This window comes from Ramlibacter aquaticus (assembly GCF_015159745.1).
Taxonomy (GTDB): domain Bacteria; phylum Pseudomonadota; class Gammaproteobacteria; order Burkholderiales; family Burkholderiaceae_C; genus Ramlibacter; species Ramlibacter aquaticus.
Window position 1 is genome coordinate 1 of sequence record NZ_JADDOJ010000085.1, and the last position, 17,369, is coordinate 17,369.

The window sequence follows — 17,369 nt, forward strand, 5'->3', positions numbered from 1 at the left end:
GCCAGCCCCCCGGCGCCCCGCGCGGGAGCCGCGCCGCGTGAAGGCCCGCGCCATGGTGATGGCGGCGGGCCGCGGCGAGCGCATGCGGCCCCTGACCGACCACACGCCCAAGCCGCTGCTGCCGGTGCGCGGCAAGCCCCTCATCGTCTGGCACCTGGAGGCGCTGGCGCGTGCCGGCTTCGACGCGGTGGTGATCAACACCGCCTGGCTGGAGGAGCGCATCGTCGACGCCCTGGGCGACGGCTCGCGCTGGGGCCTGTCGATCGCGTATTCGATGGAGGGCCGCGACCACGGCGGCGCCCTGGAGACCGCCGGTGGCGTGGCCAAGGCGCTGCCGCTGCTGGACGAGAGCTTCTGGCTCATCTCGGGCGACATCTATGCGCCGGGCTTCGAGTTCACGCCGGACGCGCTGGCGCGCTTCGCGGCCTCGGGCGACCCGGCGCGGCTGTGGCTGGTGCCCAACCCGCCCTTCCACCCCGGCGGCGACTTCGGCATCGACGCGCGCGGCTGCGCGTTGGCCGAGGGCAGCGGCCCCGACGGCCGGCGCTGGACCTACAGCAACTTCGGGCTGTTCCGCCGCAGCTTCTTCGCCGGCATCGCGCCCGGCACGCGGGCCCCGCTGGGCCCCATGCTTTTCGCAGCCATGCGCCAGGGCTGCATCCCCGCCATTCCCTATCCGGGTGAATGGCACAACGTGGGCACGCCGGAACAACTGGCGCAGCTCGCCGACAATCCCCCAACCGCCGACGATCCGGCCGAGGTGACACCATGACCACAAGCCTTCCCACCAGCGTGTACGCGCAGCGGCGCGCCCAGGTCGCGCAGAAGATCGGCGCGGCCGGCATCGCGATCATCCCCACGGCCCCCGAACAGCAGCGCAACCGCGACAGCGACTTCCTGTTCCGTGCCGACAGCTATTTCTACTACCTCACCGGCTTCACCGAGCCGAATGCCTGGCTGGTGATCACGGGCGACGGCAGGAGCACGCTGTTCTGCCAGCCCAAGGACCTGGAACGCGAGATCTGGGACGGCTTCCGCCTGGGCCCGCAGGCCGCGCCCGCGGCGCTGGGCGTGGACGCCGCGTACGCCAGCACCGAGCTGGACGCGCAGCTGCCCAAGCTGCTGGAGAACCGCGAATCGGTCTGGTACCCCTTCGCCATCCACCGCGGGCTGGAAGGCCGCGTGGGCGGCTGGCTGAACCAGGTGCGCGCCCGCGTGCGCTACGGCGCCCTGTGCCCCGAGCACCAGGACGACCTGTGCGCCGTGCTGGACGAGATGCGCCTGGTCAAGGACGCGCACGAGCTGGCCACCATGCGCCGCGCGGCCGACATCAGCGCTCGCGCCCACGTGCGCGCCATGCAGCTGTCCGCGCGCTGGCTGCGAGAGGGCCGCGACCTGCGCGAGTACCACCTGGACGCCGAGCTGCTGCACGAGTTCCGCATGGGCGGCTCGCAGTACCCCGCCTACAGCTCCATCGTCGCCGCCGGCCCCAACGCCTGCGTGCTGCACTACCGCGCCGACACCGCCCCGGTGAAGGACGGCGAGCTGGTGCTGATCGACGCCGGCTGCGAGCTGGACGGCTACGCCAGCGACATCACCCGCACCTTCCCCGCGAACGGCCGCTTCAGCGGGCCGCAGCGGGCGCTCTACGACCTGGTGTTGGCCTCGCAGGACGCGGCCGTCGCCGCCACGAAGGCGGGCGCGCGCTTCAACGACCCGCACGAGGCGACGGTGAAGGTGCTGTCGCAGGGCATGCTGGACCTGGGCCTGCTGGACCGCAACAAGGTGGGCAGCGTAGACGACGTGATCGAGAAGCGCAGCTATTTCCAGTTCTACATGCACCGCACCGGCCACTGGCTGGGCATGGACGTGCACGACTGCGGCAGCTATGTGGAGCCGGGCGAGGTCGGCCAGGTGAGCGAACGCAAGGACCCGCTGTCCGGCGAGACCATCAAGAACCGGCCCAGCCGCGTGCTGCGCCCGGGCATGGTGCTGACCATCGAGCCCGGCATCTACGTGCGGCCGGCCGCGGGCGTGCCCGAGCAGTTCCACCACATCGGCATCCGCATCGAGGACGACGCGGTGGTCACGCCCGGCGGCTGCGAGCTGATCACGCGGTGCGTGCCGGTCAAGGCGGACGAGATCGAAGCGCTGATGCGGGGCTGAGCCCGGCCGGGCCCGCGCCAGCGCGGCAGCGCCCGGATGGCGTGCGCGCGCCGGCAGGGCCGGGGCGGCACAGGCCTTGCATCGCTTCGGCGAGGCGTGCGCAGCCATCACCCCGCATACGCGCAATTTCGTACTAGGGTTTTCCCCCAAAGGCTACAATCGCACCCCCGCCCAATCGCTGAGGCGAGGCCCGGCGCGACGGATGCGCCACAGGAGACAAGAGCCCCATGCCCCCCACTTCCCCCACCAGCGGCGACGACAAGCGCGCCGAGCTGCGCCGCGCCGCCCTGGAGTACCACGAGGTTCCCACGCCCGGCAAGGTGGCGATCCAGCCCACCAAGCAGCTGGTCAACCAGCATGACCTGGCCCTGGCCTATTCGCCCGGCGTGGCCGCGCCCTGCGAGGAGATCGTCAAGGACCCGAACAACGCCTTCAAGTACACCAGCCGCGGCAACCTGGTGGCGGTGGTGACCAACGGCACCGCGGTGCTGGGCCTGGGCGACATCGGCCCGCTGGCCGCCAAGCCGGTGATGGAGGGCAAGGGCGTCCTGTTCAAGAAATTCGCGGGCATCGATGTGTTCGACATCGAGATCAACGAGAAGCAGGACCTCGACAAGCTGGTGGACATCATCGCCGCGCTGGAGCCCACCTTCGGCGGCATCAACCTCGAGGACATCAAGGCGCCGGACTGCTTCTACGTGGAGCGCAAGCTGCGCGAGCGCATGAAGATCCCGGTCTTCCATGACGACCAGCACGGCACGGCCATCGTCGTCGGCGCGGCCATCATCAACGGCCTGAAGGTGGTCGGCAAGGACCTGAAGAAGGTCAAGCTCGTCACCTCGGGCGCCGGCGCCGCGGCACTGGCCTGCCTGAACCTGCTGGTCAAGCTGGGCCTGCCGCGCGAAAACATCTGGGCCACCGACCTGGCCGGCGTGGTCTACGAGGGCCGCACCGAGCTGATGGACGAGGACAAGATCCAGTTCGCGCAGAAGACCTCGCAGCGCACGCTGAGCGAAGTCATCGAAGGGGCGGACATCTTCCTGGGCCTGTCGGCCGCCGGCGTGCTCAAGAAGGACATGGTCGCGCGCATGGCGGACAAGCCGCTCATCCTGGCGCTGGCCAACCCCAACCCCGAGATCAGCCCCGAGGACGTGAAGTCCGTGCGCGGCGACGCGGTGATGGCCACCGGCCGCACCGACTACCCGAACCAGGTCAACAACGTCCTGTGCTTCCCCTACATCTTCCGCGGCGCGCTGGACAGCGGCGCCACCACCATCACGGTGGAGATGGAGATCGCCGCGGTGCACGCCATCGCCGATCTGGCGCAGGCCGAGCAGAGCGAGGTGGTGGCCGCGGCCTATGCCGGCCAGCAGCTGGCCTTCGGCGCCGAGTACCTCATCCCCAAGCCCTTCGACCCGCGGCTGATGATGAAGATCGCGCCGGCGGTGGCGCAGGCGGCGGCGGACAGCGGCGTGGCGCTGCGGCCCATTGCCGACATGGACGCCTACCGCGACCGGCTGCAGAGCTTCGTCTATGCCTCCGGCACGGCGATGAAGCCGATCTTCGCGGCCGCCAAGGCCGGGGAGAAGAAGCGCATCGCCTTCTGCGAGGGCGAGGAGGAGCGCGTGCTGCGCGCGGTGCAGATCGTGGTGGACGAAAGCATCGCCCGCCCGACCCTGATCGGCCGCCCGGCCATCATTGCGCAGCGCATCGAGAAGTTCGGGCTGCGCCTGAAGGAGGGCCTGGACTACGAGGTGGTGAACGTCGAGCAGGACCACCGCTACCGCGACTTCTGGCAGACCTACCACCGCATGACCGAGCGCAAGGGCGTGACGGTGCAGCTGGCCAAGATCGAGATGCGCCGCCGCCTCTCGCTCATCGGCGCCATGCTGCTGCACAAGGACGAGGTCGACGGCGTGATCTGCGGCACCTGGGGCTCCAACCCCATGCACCTGCAGTACATCGACCAGGTGATCGGCAAGCGCCCCGGCGTAGGCACCTACGCCTGCATGAACGGCCTGCTGCTGCCGGGCCGCCAAGTCTTCCTGGTGGACACGCACGTCAACTACGACCCGAGCGCCGAGCAGCTGGCCGAGATCACCGTCATGGCGGCCGAGGAGATGCTGCGTTTCGGCATCAAGCCCAAGGTGGCTCTGCTGTCGCATTCCAACTTCGGCTCGTCCAACCAGCCCAGCGCAGTGAAGATGCGCCAGACCCTGGAGCTGCTGCAGGCCCAGGCGCCCTGGCTGGAAGTCGACGGCGAGATGCACGGCGACGTCGCCCTGGACAGCGCCGGCCGGGCCCAGGTGATGCCGCACAGCTCGCTGTCGGGCGACGCCAACCTGCTGGTGCTGCCCAACATCGACGCCGCCAACATCTCCTACAACCTGCTCAAGGTGGCGGCAGGCGGCAACATCGCGATCGGCCCGGTGCTGCTGGGCGCGGCCAAGCCGGTGCATATCCTGACGTCCAGCACCACGGTGCGCCGCATCGTGAACATGACGGCTTTGACGGTGGCCGACGCCAACGCGGTGCGTTAAGGCCAGCGCCGCTAGCTGGCACTAACTTATCTGTCAAGTCCAGGCCGGGGAATGGCCTTGCGCGGCTGCCCAAAAATTGGGCAGCCGCTTGCGTTTTGGGGACCGATAGGCGACACTATGGCCCGAAACTTTCCGGGTTAACCCGAAGCCCGTCGGCGTCAGGAAACCCCGGAAAAGCATCCCCAAGGTCTCGGAGAAGGTCCGTCATGGCGCGCATCGCCGCTGTCAAGTTTGCGCTAACTAGCGTTCTGCTGGCAGTGGTGGTCGCCGGATCCCAGGCGCAAGCCCGGGCCCGCGCGGACACACCAGCCCCCCTGGGCAGCCCGGCCGTCGTGAACGTGTCGGAACTGCCGCGGCAAGGCCAGGAGATCTATGGACTGATCCGGCAGGGGGGCCCATTCCCCTCTGGAAAAGATGGCGTGGTTTTCGGGAACCGGGAGCGGCTGCTGCCACCTAACAGGCGCGGCTATTACCGTGAGTACACCGTGCCCACGCCAGGGGCGCACGACCGGGGGGCCCGGCGCATCGTGTGCGGTGGCCCGCCCCGGTCACCGGACGCCTGTTTTTACACCGCCGACCATTACGCAAGTTTCAGGTTGATCGTGGAGCAAGCCCGATGAAACGGGACGATTTTGTGATGACTATGGAAAGAGTAGCGGAGATGGAAACACCACTTCGTCGTGAAGTCGCAGATGCGACGCTCAAAGGCGTGCGCGCGAACATCGTGCAGTCGATCCGCGCGTTCCGCGTGCAGGACCTGCAGGATGCCGCGCGCGCGCTGGGCCACCACTTCCTGTATGCGAACCTGGCCACCGCCCAGAGCAAGCAGGACGTCCTGGACCTGATCGCCGAGCAGTTCATCCTGCCGGCGCACTTCGGCAAGAACTTCGACGCCCTGTACGACTGCATGACCGACCCGGTGCACAAGTCGGGCCCGCAGCCCGGCTTCATCGTCGTGCTGGAGCAGATCCCCGCGAACGCCAAGTTCGACAAGGAAGCGCGCGAGCAGCTTCTGGACATCTTCCGCGACACGTCGGATTACTGGGGAGACCGGAAGATACCCTTCCGATGCTTCTATTCTTTTCTGTAGCCCGTTCCGCACAAGCAGGCCAAGCGGAACGGGCGAATGAGGCCCAAGGCACCGAAGCGGCAAGCGCCCCGGTGACCGAAACCGGCGAGAAGATGCCCACCGACAAGCTGGTGGATGTGTCTCCGCTCGCGCTGCGCATGTCCAGCCCCTTCAATGCGGGGTACTGGCTGGCAGCGGCTTGAAGCGCCAGGGGCGCCGCGAGGCGCTCCAGGGGTGCATCAGGCACAGGAGAGGCCCGGGGATCCCGGGCTTTTTCTTTTGGAGAAGGATGAGCTGCCATGTTTCTTGCTGGGATGAACCCATGCCGATGAAGCGCGATGAATTGCCAGGGGGCGCAGGTTGCCGAGCCGCGCGAGCGGCCGGTGTCGCCGCGCGCCCGCTCGCAAAGGCGCCTCGTGCGGCCGGGGTTCTGCCCAAGCATGAGGCGGTGCTAGCATCGTCCGGGGTGATTGGCGCTTATCCATGCGAAGCGGAGGCGGGTTGATGAGTCGGCTCATGGGGCAGGCGCCGGGCGATTTCGCAACGCGCTTTGGGTTCCCCCGAACAGCATTCGGCGAACAGGCGCCAGCGTCCGTGCGGTCGACTGAGCGGGCTGCGACCGGGCCTGCGGGTGGCCGGGCAGGTTCGTCCGCCAAGGTCGCCATCCTGCTGGGCACCTACCATGGGCAGGAGTTCCTGGCCGAGCAGCTCGACTCGTTCGAGGTGCAGACCCACGCGAACTGGGAAGTCTGGGCTTCGGACGACGGCTCCACGGACGGGACCCAGGCCATCCTCGAGGCCTACCGGCAGCGCTGGGGCCAGCACCGCCTGTCGGTGCAGGCCGGGCCCGCGAAGGGCTTCAGCGAGAACTTCCTCTCGCTCACCTGCAATCCGGCCATCCAGGCCGACTACTACGCTTTCTCGGACCAGGACGACATCTGGGAGCCCGGCAAGCTCGAGCGGGCGCTGGCCTGGCTGGAGACCGTGCCCCAGGACGTGCCGGCGCTGTACTGCGCGCGCACCCGCCTGGTGGATGCGCAGAACCGCGAGATCGGGGTTTCACCGCTGTTCACCAAGCCGCCCAGCTTTGCGAATGCGCTGGTGCAGAGCATCGGCGGCGGCAACACCATGGTCTTCAACAATGCGGCGCGGGCGCTGCTGCGGCAGGCCGGCCAGAACCTGCCGGTCATCACGCACGACTGGTGGGCCTACATGGCCGTCACCGGCTGCGGCGGGCGGGTGCATTACGACCGCGAGCCCATGCTGCGCTACCGCCAGCACGAGGGCAACCTGGTGGGCATGAACTCCACCTGGGCGGCGCGCCTGAAGCGGGTGGGCCTGCTGTGGCAGGGGCGCTTCCGCCAATGGAGCGACGGCAACATCGCCGCGCTGCAGCGGCTGGAGGACCAGCTCACGCCGGAGAACCGGGAAGTGCTGCGCAACTTCGCGCGCGGGCGGCAGATGAGCCTGGTGCCGCGGGTGGTGTGCCTGCTGCGCAGCGGCATCCATCGGCAGACGCTGTTCGGCAACCTGGGGCTGGCGGCGGCGGCGGTGTTCAGGAAGATCTGAAGCCGACCCGGACGCCTGCGGTGGTCAGCGGGCGATGAGGAAGTCGTGCAGCATGGAAACCGGGCCGTTCGACCAGGCGTTGTAGTGCCCCGCCCTGTGCTCGCGCTGGATGCCCGCCAATCGCTTCAGCGGATTGCGCGGCAGGGCTGCCCGGAACCGCGCATGGCCGGCGGCCTCTTGCAGATGCTCGATCGCCGCTGCCTCGGCCCCCAGCCGGCATGCGACGGCCGTGATCTCGTCGAGGCGCTCTGCGCGCACGCGCTGGCGCGGCGACGTGGGCTTGAGGAACGCCTGCCAGGTCGTGCGCAGCCGCCAGCCCAGTGTGGGCAATGGCAGGCCCACCGTATTGCTGCCGTGGAGACGATAGGCCATCACGGGCTCGGGCCAGATGCGCACCCGACCCGCCAGCGCGGCATGGAACGCCAGCCACTCGTCGTGCACCCATGCGGCCGAGAACGGACGAGCGGCGTCCAGCAACTCCCGGCGGAATGCGCAGGCAGCGCCCGTCACGAGGTTTCGCTTGGCGTAGACCTGCCAGGCCTTGCCGCTGGCGACCAGTTCGCGCTCTTGCGCAGTCACGAGCAGCGTGTCGAACAGCCTCCGGCCCAGCCGCTCGCCGCTGCCATCGATCAGGTCCGCGTCGCTGTGCAGCAGCGTGAGCTTCGGATCGGAAACAAAGGTGTCGACGAAGATTCGGACCTTGTCGGGATACCAGACATCGTCCTGGTCGGACAGGAAGATCAGGTCGGTCTCCAGCAGCGCGCAGGCCCTCTCGAAGTTGCGCACCACGCCGAGCTTGGAGGCATTGCGCTCGGCATGCACCGGGAAGGGCGCCGTAGCGGCCCAGGCTTGGAGCAGGTCCCAGGTGCCATCCGTGGAGCCGTCGTCGAGGACGACGAGACGGCTCGGCCGCTCGGTCTGCGCGGCGATGCTGTCGAGCTGGGCGCGCACGTAGCGTTCACCGTTGTAGACGCACATGGCGACGCCCACGCTGGGGCGCGCACTGGCGGAAGGCGCTGGCGTCGTCACAGTTTCAGGCGCACGAACACACGCTCAGGGATACAGCGGATCACGGTCATGATCCAGCGCCAGATGCCCGGCGTGTAGACGACGGCGCGGCCCCGCTGGATGCCATTCACGATGTCGCGCGCAACGTCGGCGGGATTAGCGAGACGCCCAGGGCGCTTGTCCATGTTGGCCGTCATGGGCGTATCGGTCGGGCCAGGCTTGACCAGCACCACGCCCACGCCCGCTGGGTACAGCCGGTTGCGCAAGCCCTGGCAATAACGTTCGACGAAGCCCTTGCTGGCCCCATAGATGTAGTTGGACTGGCGCCCGCGGTCGCCTGCCACGGAGCCGATCACGGCCAGGGTCCCGCGGCGGCGGGACTCGAACAGGGGCGCAATGGCCTCGCAGAGTTGCGCGACGGAGAGCGCATTCACCTCGATGGCCTGGCGCAACCGAGCCGGATCCCCCTGGGCCAGATCTTGCTTTGGCAGCGACCCATGCGCGATCAACGCCACGTCGAAGCCGCCGGCAGCCAGGTCGGCGGCCTTGAGTTGGCCGGGAACCTCGGCCTCATCCGCGAGATTGAGTACCTCGAAAGCAACCGCCTCGTCCTTGCCTGCGATCACCCGCAGGTCGGCGACGACACCGGCCAGACGCTGCGCATCGCGTCCCATCAGCACCAGCCGATGCCCTTGCCGGGCCCACAGGCGCGCGCATTCATGGGCGATGCGCGAGGTTGCGCCATAGATCAGGATATTCATTGCGTGTCTTCCATTCGACGCAGGAAAGTTGAAGAAACGCCGGGATCGCGATAGGCCTGGAACTCGGCCCAGCGTGGATACGCCGCGTGGAACAGCGCGCTCGAACCGAGGGCGTCCTTGGCCGGATAGAGCGCGCCGCCGGCCTGCTGGATGCACGTATCCAGCCGTGCGAACAACCCGCGGACGCGGGGGACATTCGGAAAATCGAGCGCCAAGGTCAGGCCAGGCCGCGAGAAAGAGAGCAGGCCTGGCGCCGGACGGTCACCGAAGGTCTTGAGCACCGCCAGGAAAGACCCTGTCCCCTCGGCCCGCAGCAGGCCCAGCACCTCGGAAATCGCATCCCGCGCCGCAGCGGGCGGCACCACGAATTGGTACTGCAACAGGCCACGACGGCCATACATGCGGTTCCAGTGGGAAATCTTGTCGAGTGGCCAGAAGTAGTCCCAGCCCTGCTGCAGAAAGGTCGCGGCCTTGGGCGCCTTGAGGTAGTACGCGGCATTGAACAGGCGCAGGCTCAAGGGATTCACCAGCGACACGGGTGGCGTCACCGGAAAGCTGATGCGCCGGGGACGAGGCGGAAACAAGGGATCTGCCGGCTGCGGACCCCGGGACGCATGGTCGCCCGCCAACAGGACGCCCCGCAGGCCCTTCGCACCCGAGAGGCAGTCGATCCATGAGACGGTGTACTCATGGCGAGCTTCGGCCTGCGCATTGAGCTCGAAGAAAGCGTCCAGGCCCCGGAACCGCGTCGCGTACACCTCGATCCAGCCCGATGAAACCCGGCGCAGCCTGAGGCGTGCGTGCGTGACCAGGCCGGTCAGACCGAGCCCTCCGATGGTTGCGGCGAACCAATCGGCATTTTCCCGCGGTGAGCACTCGACCACGGCGCCGTCGGTGCGCAAAAGGCGGAGAGACTCGACGTGATCACCGAAGCTTCCGCAAGCGTGGTGGTTCTTTCCGTGCACGTCGTTGGCGATGGCGCCGCCCACGGTCACGTAGCTGGTTCCCGGCACGACAGGGAGGGACCAACCCCGGGCACCGAAGTCCTCGACGATGGTGGAAAGAAGAACGCCGGACTCGCACTCCAGGATGCCGGTCTCGGCGTCGAAGGAGACGTAGCGGTCGAGCCAACGCGTACGCACCAGCGTGTGCCCGGTATTCAGCGCAACGTCCCCGTAACTGCGGCTGTTGCCGTGCGCCAGCCAGCTGTCGCCCCGTGGAAGCGCAACCTCTGCCGCGGCTTCGGGCGTGACCAGGCGATGCTCGAAGGGGCCGGGAAGCCCCCAGGTGCGCACGCTGCCATTCATGGCCTCAGCCCCCACGGGCTGCACCAGGCGAACGCATGAGGGCCTGTCGACCTGAATGAGTGAGTACGGGCATGAGGGGATCGGGTCACTTCGCCCCACATTGTCGCCCAAGGGCCCAAGCGCCGGAATGCGGTCCGGACGACAGGGTACAGGTCTGCAGCCCCTTAAAATGAAAATCGGGAGAGGCTTCCTTTCCACTCACAAAACATCAGAGGGGAACGCTTGAATTCGCAGCCGCTGGTTGTCGACCTGGACGGGACGCTGGTCCACACGGACATGCTCCATGAGACGTCGCTGCGGGTCTTGCGCGACCGCCCCTGGGACCTGCTGCGGCTTTCCGTATGGCTGTCGCAAGGCAAGGCCGTGGTGAAGCGCAACCTGGCCGAGCGCGCCCAATTCGACCCCCAGCACCTGCCTTACAACGAGGAACTCCTGCACTGGTTGAAGGAGCAGAAGGCCGCCGGCCGAACCCTGGTTCTGTGCACGGCCTCGGACATGGCGGTGGCGGAGGCCGTCGCCAGCCACCTGGGAATCTTCGACGAGGTGATGGGCAGCGATGGCTCGCGCAACCTGGGCGGCAAGGTCAAGGCCGAGGCCCTGGTGACCCTCTACGGGGAGCGCGGATTCGACTACGTGGGCAACTCCACGACAGACCTGGCGGTGTGGCGCCACGCACGCCGTGCGGTCGTCGTCAACGGGTCCACCGCGCTGGCGCAGAAAGCCGGGCAGCTTGCCGCAGTAGAAAAGATTTTCGAACGGCGCCCACAAGGACTGGGCGTCTGGCGCCGCGTCTTGCGTGCGCACCAGTGGTTGAAGAACCTCCTTCTCTTCGTCCCGGTGATGGCCGCGCACCAGTTCAGCGACGCCAACCTCTGGGTCGCGCTGGCAGTCGCTTTTGTTTCATTCAGCCTTTGCGCGTCCTCGGTCTACATCTTCAACGACTTGCTGGACCTGGAGAGTGACCGGGCCCACCCGCGCAAGCGGGCGCGACCCTTCGCGGCCGGCCTCGTGCCGGTCTGGATGGGGCTGTTGCTGGGCGTGGCCCTGCTCGTGGCGAGTTGCCTCCTGGCCCGGAAAGTGGGCGGGACCTTTTTCCCTTGGCTGGGTTTCTATTTCGTTCTCACCTGCGCCTATTCCTGGACCCTGAAACGGCTGATGCTGGTGGATTGCCTGGCATTGGCCATGCTCTACACCGTGAGGATCGTGGCCGGCGCCGCGGCGGCGGGGCTTTCACTTTCTTTCTGGTTACTGGCCTTTGCGGTCTTCCTGTTCCTGTCGCTCGCGTTCGTGAAGCGTTACGCCGAACTTGAAGTACAGATCATGAACGGGAAGACCAAGGTGCATGGCCGGGGCTACTACACCACCGACGCGCCGCTGATCCAGACCTTGGGCGTCACGGCTGGCTACGGCGCAGTCCTGGTGCTGGCCTTGTACCTGAACAGCGAGGCGGTGCTTCGTCTGTATGCCACGCCCGAGGTGATGTGGGCGGCCGTGCCCGTGCTGCTCTTCTGGGTGAGCTGGATGTGGATGCAAGCGCATCGGGGGTTGATGCACGACGACCCGTTGGTGTTTGCGGTGAAGGACAGGGCGAGCCTTGCTGCTGGCTTGGCGTTTGGCGTCGTGCTGGCGCTTGGAACGGTCGGCTGGTCGGGGTAGCGCGTGACGCGGGGGTGTTCCGCGCAGACCCCGCGATCAATGAGACCTGGTAGGGCCTCAGGAATTCATGGGCATCGCGCCGGGACGGGGCCTGAGCCCAGCGCTACGCCGTTGAGGGCCTCGATCGAGCAAGTGCCGCCGGCAGGTATCGAGGCATGGGCGTCTGCCGGGCGGTCTCGGCTGAAGATCAAGCGATCAGCGGCTGGATCCGAGGGTATGTCCAGCGTCGACACCCTCACGGTGAAGCTCTTCCAGAACCACGAAACGCCCGGTCCGTCTCCGACGGTCAAGGATTGGGGCACGCGTTCGTTGGTCCCAACCAGCCCATCGAAATTTGCGGACTGAAGCATGAGGAAGTCCTGTGTCGTCAGGACGGTCGGCGACAAGAGAAAGCCCGCAGCAGCGATCGACGGAATCAGGCGAAACGAGGAACTGTGCCGGGGATAAGCCAGGACCAGATGGACGGCTGGAGTCTTGTACAGCAGCGCAGCCAACCGCCCCAGCAAGGTGGGTTCGACCTCGATGCGGGCCCATACCGGCTTGTTCCCGCTGCCGGTGGGCAGTGCTGCTGGCACGCCCAGGGGGCGAGCGGGTAATTGGACCTCGCTTCCCCAATGAATCTGCAGCGTCTGGGCACGCCGCCGGAACTGGACATAGTTGCCGTCTGCTGCAACGGGTTGGTAGTGCTGCAGGATTTCCGGCCAGCTCAACCCGTCATCCAGTGCAGGAAGCCGACCGTCGATGGGACGGATTCCAAGGAAGATTTCGTCTGGACCATCAGCTAACAGATGGTCTGCGTTCTTGCGCAACAGGTCACCGGTGTAGGCGGAATAGCTCTGGATGACAGGGCGGGGCCACCAGGTTGACCGGCTCGCGAGAACGAATGACAGCTCGCTAGGGTAGATGTCCACCCTGGCACCGTCCGTGCGCACTGGCGAGATCGCGGCAATGGACCTCCTGGAATCCGCGTATCTGCGGGTGAGCATTTCAGGATGTGCCCATCGCATCTGGATCCCCCTGACCCCCGCGTCCATGCGAAGCATGGCCCTACCGGCGACCGCGTCGACGCTCATCGGGTGATAGGAGGAGAGTATGTAAACACCCCCGAGCAACCCGATGACCAGTGCCACAGCGCCCCTCGGGCCCGCGCTCGTCAAGAATATGAGAAGCCCGACCAGCGCCAGGGCCATGCCCGAGATCATCGCGTGATCGTCATGCCGCACGAACCCGGCCTTGAACGCTATGAAGAGAACCAGTGCCATGCCTGTGCAGATGCGCCACCGGCCCGCCGCCCCGCCTCCCCGCCAGGACAGCACCAGCAACCCGAAGGCGGAGAGGGCATAGACCAGGGTCTCCGCGGGTCGTCCAGGCAGCGCCATCGCTTCGGTGTAGCCCGTGATGATGGGGGCCTGCGCGCGGAAGAAAGCCGGCAAGCCCGACAGAGGCTGGTGGGCTGCCGACCAGGCGGCAATCGCAGCCACCAGCATGGCGATCGGAATGCCAGCGGCCTCCCCGCGCGCACCCCGGGTCCATCTCCCAATGACAGCCAGATACGCGCACCCCAGGACGACGGGCGTGATGCTTCCCTTCACCAAAGGCAAGAGACCGCATGCTGCCGCCCCGAGCCACAACAGGGACGTTCGCAGCCTGTCTCGGGCCGGGCCCTCCTTCTCCGATGCACACAGTAGCGACAGCGGCAGCAGCATGAGAAACGCGTCGAGGGCGGCGGCTTGGGCCACGAACAGACCCACGAGTGCCAACCAGATGCGGCGCTCATTGTTGGCGGCATAGCCGAGGAGACCGATCACACCGCTGCCGATCAGCAGCGAACCGACCACCATCAATCCATCCGTGGCCGGGTGGTATTGCTGCGTGTAGATGGACGCGAGCGGGCCGAAGGTGAAGATGATGTCGCGCCCGAACCGAAGCTGCCTGCCGACAGCCTCGTTCATGGCGTACATCCAGGACAAGTCGAGGCCAGCGGCTGGGAAGCTGGGCAGGAACGGAACGAAAACCAGCAGGCACACCCCCAAGCCGAGGACCACGCCTGCGATCTGAAGTGGCAGCGGGCTTTGTCGGCTTCGCCAGAGTGCGGGGACGAGCAGGTGCATCACGCCTTGCCCGAGTTTCTTGCCCTGAAGTCCTGGGATGCGGCCCCAGCCAGGGTGCGTTGATGACGCGCTGCCACGGTGAGCCCCAGCGCACCCAGCACCATACCGAACCAGAACGTGACGCCACGCAGACAAAGCGCCACTGCGAGCGCGCTGCCCGCCGGAATCCCGTGCCCACGGAGCAGCAACACGAGCGCCAGCTCCATTGCCCCGACGCCGCCGGGGATGAAGCTGGCCGCGCCAGCCAGGGTAGATGCTGCAAAGATCCAGAACGAGGTGGTGATGGACACCTGCGGGCCCACCTGGGCAACCATGCCGGAAAAGATGATGCCCTGCAGGCCGTAGGCCACGAGGGACGCCAGGACTGAAAGACTGGCGAGGCGGGGCATCCACAACCTGGTGAATTCGATGGCGCCGCCGTGTAGCCACTCCGACATGCGACCTGCCCAGCGAACGCGGCTCAGTCGATCGAGCATGCTCGGCCAGCGCCTCCATCGAAGCAGCAGGCCAAGGAGTATCGGCGCGCCGGAGATCGCCATGAAAAGCAGGGCCCAGCGCTGCACGGCCGGTTCATGCCAGCCCTGGCTCCATGCGAGCGGAAAAAGCACCATCAACACCACGGCATGAAGATCCGATAGGCGGTCAGCCAGGAAGGCTGCCAGGCTGGTGCGCACGGCAACGCCCCGCTGCACGAGAAAAGCGCTGCGCACTGTTTCGCCCAGTTTGCCCGGCGTGGCGCTCAATCCGATACCCGCGAGATAGATTGCGGCATTGACCCTCACTTGCAAGTGCGCGCCCATGGCCCTGAGGATCAGGTGCCATCGGATCGCGCGCACCGCGAAGCTCAACGTCGTCAGGGCGAGGCCTCCCACGACCCATGCACTTCCGATTTCGCGGCAGGCCGCCAGGGTCTCGGCTCCGCCAAACAGCCAGGTCAGCGCGAGATAGGCTGCAAGCCCGGCCAGCAACCACAGCACCAGGGTGCGTCGCGATCCTGCCCCGGGAGCGACGGCGGCAGGCCTCACGAGGTCGAGCGGCGGAACGTCAGCTGGCGGTGGCCCACAAAGCTCGTGAAAACGGGCACCACGACACCAACCAGGTGGGCAATCGACTCCACGTGTTGTCGCACGCCGAGCGCCGGCAGGCCCCAACGCGCCAGCACGAGACTCACCACGAGCGTCTGGACCAGCGCAAAAAGGTTCACGACTGCGAACTTGACCACCTGCGGCAGCAAGGGTTGGCCGACTGCGCTGAAAACATGCTTTCGCATCAGGAGGAACGCCACCGTCATGCCCACGAGGTAGGCACAGGTGATGGCCAGCGCATAAGGCAGCCACACACTGAACAGGAAGCGTGAGCCGTAGTTCGCCGCAGCCGCGAGGCCACCGGCGACGACGAAGCGTACGAACTGCGCGCTCAGCATGGGGCGCATCTCACTCGGTTCGCGCGGCCCGCGCCATGGCTGCCAATTGCTGGCCCAGCTTCACGCTTTCCTGGATCGAGCGGTCTTCGGGGTAGTAGTGCGAGGTGTCGGCCAGGAACAAACCCTGGAGACCACTCTGCATCGGCGGCAGCGCATCGTAGAAACCGGGCGAGCACACTGTCTGCGAGTACTCATAGCGCGAGGCCATGCTGTCGATCACCTCGGACGAATCCCAGTCAGGCCGGATCAAGCGCATGGCCGCAATCGTCTCGTCCACGAACTCCTGGAACGGACGACCGTACTTCGGATGCGTCTGGGGCATGTAGAAGGGCGCATAGAGAATCGTCGCCCCGACAGACGGATTGAGGTTGCTGTATTCGATGAGACCCGGGATCTCGATCCGGGGATCGTTGATGTTCATCCAGAAATTGCGCGTGAACGGCCGCTTCAACTTGAGGAGGACGCAGACCACGCCAACGTTGCGGATGGCTTCGTGCTTGCGCCGCTCTTCAGGGGGCAAGCCCGGCACGATCCTGGAGAGGTAGGGCAAGGGGATGGTCGAGACCACCTGGTCGAAGTGCTGCACCTGGTCGCCCACCCGCACGCCGACCACCTTGGACGGACCCGCTGCTTCTGCAGGAGAAGACGAGACGATTTCCTGGACCGAGGCGTTCAGTTGGATGCGGCCTCCAAGGTCAGTGATGCGGCGGGCCACGGCTTCGATCAGAACTTCAGAGCCACCCTCGATGTAGCCCAGGCGCTCCTGGAACAGGTTCTTGCGGGACAGCGCGACACGCTTGATTCGCGTGCCCAGCCAAGCCGCGGAAAGGCTGTCCTGCAGCTCGTAGAACTTGTAGTGGAACAGGCTTTTCCACATCACGTTGTATGCCCGTTCACCGATGGAGCGCTTGATCCACTCCGTCGACGAGAAGGAATCGTAGGGCCGCCAATCGCTCACCCCCTTGGCGCGCATCACGTGAAGTCCGTAGCGCACCTTCTCGGGAAGGGTCAGGCCAGGGAAACGCAGCAGGGCCACGGGGTGGCCCCAATCGTGCAGCTTCCCGTTGTAGTAGAAGCCCATGTGGGTCTCAGTCCACTTGAGCTTGTCGTAAAGGCCGAATTCCTTCAGGTACTGGAACGTTGTTTCGTCGGGACCGCAGACGAAGTGGTAGTACCTTTCGATCTGGACTCCGCCAAAGTCGACCGCGGCGGTCATGCCGCCGATACGCGCGTCTCTCTCGAAGACGGTGACATCGTCCCCTTTCTTGGCGAGCTCGTAGGCGACGGCGAGGCCCATGGGGCCTGCTCCGATGACGGCGACCTTGCTCATGCCCGCTCCACCACGTACTTGGCGTAAACCGGATGGGTGAACGTTTCCTTCAGCCCGGCCTCCACGGAAGTGGGCTCGAGTTCGAAGGTTTTGCGGATATCGACCCCCGTGAAATCATCGCCAGCCGTGAGCGCCTTGAGCTGCGCCGCAGTGAATGGAGGCTGCTTGGTGAACAAGCCGTAGATCCGCAGCAGGGTGGCAAACAGCCATTTCGGAATGCAAACGATCGGCGTCCGCAGGCCCTTGACACGGCGTATGGCGCGAATGATGTCGATGTAATCGATGCGATCCTGCCCCACGAGATCGTAGATGGCGCCCTTCGGCTGGTGGCGCAGGCACCACTCGATGGCACGGCAGAAGTCCCGGTTGTAGAGGGGCTGGCGCATGTAGCGGCCGTGGCCGGGAATGGGGAACACCGGCACCTTCTCC

Annotated in this window: 15 protein-coding genes and 1 pseudogene; 8 read left to right on the forward strand and 8 right to left on the reverse strand. The window is 66.5% G+C overall.

Going from position 1 to position 17,369, the window contains the following annotated elements; all coding sequences use genetic code 11:
- Positions 1–58: 58 nt before the first annotated feature.
- The 7 genes from IM725_RS16675 to IM725_RS16705 all read left to right on the forward strand — a co-directional run bounded on the left by IM725_RS16675 (position 59) and on the right by IM725_RS16705 (position 7,344).
- Positions 59–772, forward strand: coding sequence for a nucleotidyltransferase family protein (locus IM725_RS16675; protein WP_321576213.1), 714 nt, complete (start codon positions 59–61; stop codon positions 770–772).
- The gene (locus IM725_RS16680) at positions 769–2,166 is read left to right on the forward strand and encodes an aminopeptidase P N-terminal domain-containing protein (RefSeq protein WP_193781766.1); all 1,398 of its coding nucleotides are present in this window, start codon (positions 769–771) and stop codon (positions 2,164–2,166) included. The genes IM725_RS16675 and IM725_RS16680 overlap by 4 nt, the downstream gene beginning before the upstream one ends.
- A gap of 227 nt (positions 2,167–2,393) precedes the next feature.
- Positions 2,394–4,706 carry an NADP-dependent malic enzyme gene (locus tag IM725_RS16685; RefSeq protein ID WP_193781767.1) on the forward strand — a complete coding sequence of 771 codons (2,313 nt, stop codon included), beginning with the start codon at positions 2,394–2,396 and terminating at the stop codon, positions 4,704–4,706.
- 206 nt (positions 4,707–4,912) lie between these two features.
- A complete protein-coding gene (locus IM725_RS16690; RefSeq protein WP_193781768.1) occupies positions 4,913–5,326 on the forward strand; it encodes a ribonuclease domain-containing protein in 414 nt (137 codons plus the stop codon).
- A 41-nt stretch (positions 5,327–5,367) separates the two neighbouring features.
- Positions 5,368–5,796, forward strand: a complete 429-nt coding sequence (locus tag IM725_RS16695; RefSeq protein ID WP_193781780.1) for a barstar family protein — start codon at positions 5,368–5,370, stop codon at positions 5,794–5,796.
- Positions 5,775–5,978, forward strand: a complete 204-nt coding sequence (locus IM725_RS16700; RefSeq protein ID WP_193781769.1) for a hypothetical protein — start codon at positions 5,775–5,777, stop codon at positions 5,976–5,978. The genes IM725_RS16695 and IM725_RS16700 overlap by 22 nt, the downstream gene beginning before the upstream one ends.
- 391 nt (positions 5,979–6,369) lie before the next feature.
- On the forward strand, positions 6,370–7,344 hold the full coding sequence (locus IM725_RS16705) for a glycosyltransferase family 2 protein (RefSeq protein WP_287066505.1): 975 nt from the start codon (positions 6,370–6,372) through the stop codon (positions 7,342–7,344).
- 24 nt (positions 7,345–7,368) lie between these two features.
- On the opposite strand, the gene IM725_RS16710 is transcribed toward IM725_RS16705, so the two are convergent.
- Genes IM725_RS16710 through IM725_RS16720 form a run of 3 tightly spaced genes read right to left on the reverse strand, consistent with a single transcriptional unit; the run spans position 7,369 to position 10,420 of the window.
- Positions 7,369–8,373, reverse strand: a complete 1,005-nt coding sequence (locus IM725_RS16710; RefSeq protein ID WP_321576212.1) for a glycosyltransferase family 2 protein — start codon at positions 8,371–8,373, stop codon at positions 7,369–7,371.
- Positions 8,370–9,113, reverse strand: coding sequence for an SDR family NAD(P)-dependent oxidoreductase (locus IM725_RS16715; protein ID WP_193781771.1), 744 nt, complete (start codon positions 9,111–9,113; stop codon positions 8,370–8,372). The genes IM725_RS16710 and IM725_RS16715 overlap by 4 nt, the downstream gene beginning before the upstream one ends.
- Entirely contained in the window at positions 9,110–10,420 is a 1,311-nt protein-coding gene (locus IM725_RS16720) for an FAD-binding oxidoreductase (RefSeq protein ID WP_193781772.1), read from the reverse strand. Before IM725_RS16720 ends, IM725_RS16715 begins: the two co-directional genes overlap by 4 nt.
- Positions 10,421–10,642: 222 nt before the next feature.
- Between IM725_RS16720 and IM725_RS16725 the strand changes: the two genes are divergently transcribed.
- Positions 10,643–12,076, forward strand: a complete 1,434-nt coding sequence (locus IM725_RS16725) for a UbiA family prenyltransferase (RefSeq protein WP_193781773.1) — start codon at positions 10,643–10,645, stop codon at positions 12,074–12,076.
- 65 nt (positions 12,077–12,141) lie between these two features.
- Here the strand turns inward: IM725_RS16725 and IM725_RS16730 are convergent, their stop codons facing one another.
- The 5 genes and pseudogenes from IM725_RS16730 to IM725_RS16750 form a co-directional block, all read right to left on the reverse strand.
- Positions 12,142–14,187 (reverse strand): hypothetical protein, encoded by a 2,046-nt coding sequence (locus tag IM725_RS16730; RefSeq protein ID WP_193781774.1) that lies wholly within the window; start codon positions 14,185–14,187, stop codon positions 12,142–12,144.
- Positions 14,187–15,164, reverse strand: a complete 978-nt coding sequence (locus IM725_RS16735; protein WP_193781775.1) for a lysylphosphatidylglycerol synthase transmembrane domain-containing protein — start codon at positions 15,162–15,164, stop codon at positions 14,187–14,189. Before IM725_RS16735 ends, IM725_RS16730 begins: the two co-directional genes overlap by 1 nt.
- Before the next feature lie 44 nt (positions 15,165–15,208).
- On the reverse strand, positions 15,209–15,610 hold the full coding sequence (locus IM725_RS16740) for a GtrA family protein (RefSeq protein ID WP_193781776.1): 402 nt from the start codon (positions 15,608–15,610) through the stop codon (positions 15,209–15,211).
- Positions 15,611–15,620: 10 nt separating this feature from the next.
- Entirely contained in the window at positions 15,621–16,940 is a 1,320-nt protein-coding gene (locus tag IM725_RS16745; protein ID WP_193781777.1) for an NAD(P)/FAD-dependent oxidoreductase, read from the reverse strand.
- Positions 16,937–17,369, reverse strand: a pseudogene (locus tag IM725_RS16750) (NAD-dependent epimerase/dehydratase family protein); the annotation flags it as partial. The pseudogene IM725_RS16750 and the gene IM725_RS16745, both read right to left, overlap by 4 nt.

Excerpts from the sequence above, each read along its gene's own strand:
- IM725_RS16730 (WP_193781774.1), bottom strand. The coding sequence starts at position 14,187 with ATGCACCTGCTCGTCCCCGCACTCTGGCGAAGCCGACAAAGCCCGCTG.
- IM725_RS16715 (WP_193781771.1), bottom strand. The coding sequence starts at position 9,113 with ATGAATATCCTGATCTATGGCGCAACCTCGCGCATCGCCCATGAATGC.
- IM725_RS16700 (WP_193781769.1), top strand. The coding sequence starts at position 5,775 with ATGCTTCTATTCTTTTCTGTAGCCCGTTCCGCACAAGCAGGCCAAGCG.
- IM725_RS16720 (WP_193781772.1), bottom strand. The coding sequence starts at position 10,420 with ATGAATGGCAGCGTGCGCACCTGGGGGCTTCCCGGCCCCTTCGAGCAT.
- IM725_RS16685 (WP_193781767.1), top strand. The coding sequence starts at position 2,394 with ATGCCCCCCACTTCCCCCACCAGCGGCGACGACAAGCGCGCCGAGCTG.
- IM725_RS16745 (WP_193781777.1), bottom strand. The coding sequence starts at position 16,940 with ATGAGCAAGGTCGCCGTCATCGGAGCAGGCCCCATGGGCCTCGCCGTC.
- IM725_RS16695 (WP_193781780.1), top strand. The coding sequence starts at position 5,368 with ATGGAAACACCACTTCGTCGTGAAGTCGCAGATGCGACGCTCAAAGGC.
- IM725_RS16675 (WP_321576213.1), top strand. The coding sequence starts at position 59 with ATGGCGGCGGGCCGCGGCGAGCGCATGCGGCCCCTGACCGACCACACG.
- IM725_RS16690 (WP_193781768.1), top strand. The coding sequence starts at position 4,913 with ATGGCGCGCATCGCCGCTGTCAAGTTTGCGCTAACTAGCGTTCTGCTG.
- IM725_RS16680 (WP_193781766.1), top strand. The coding sequence starts at position 769 with ATGACCACAAGCCTTCCCACCAGCGTGTACGCGCAGCGGCGCGCCCAG.
- IM725_RS16740 (WP_193781776.1), bottom strand. The coding sequence starts at position 15,610 with ATGCTGAGCGCGCAGTTCGTACGCTTCGTCGTCGCCGGTGGCCTCGCG.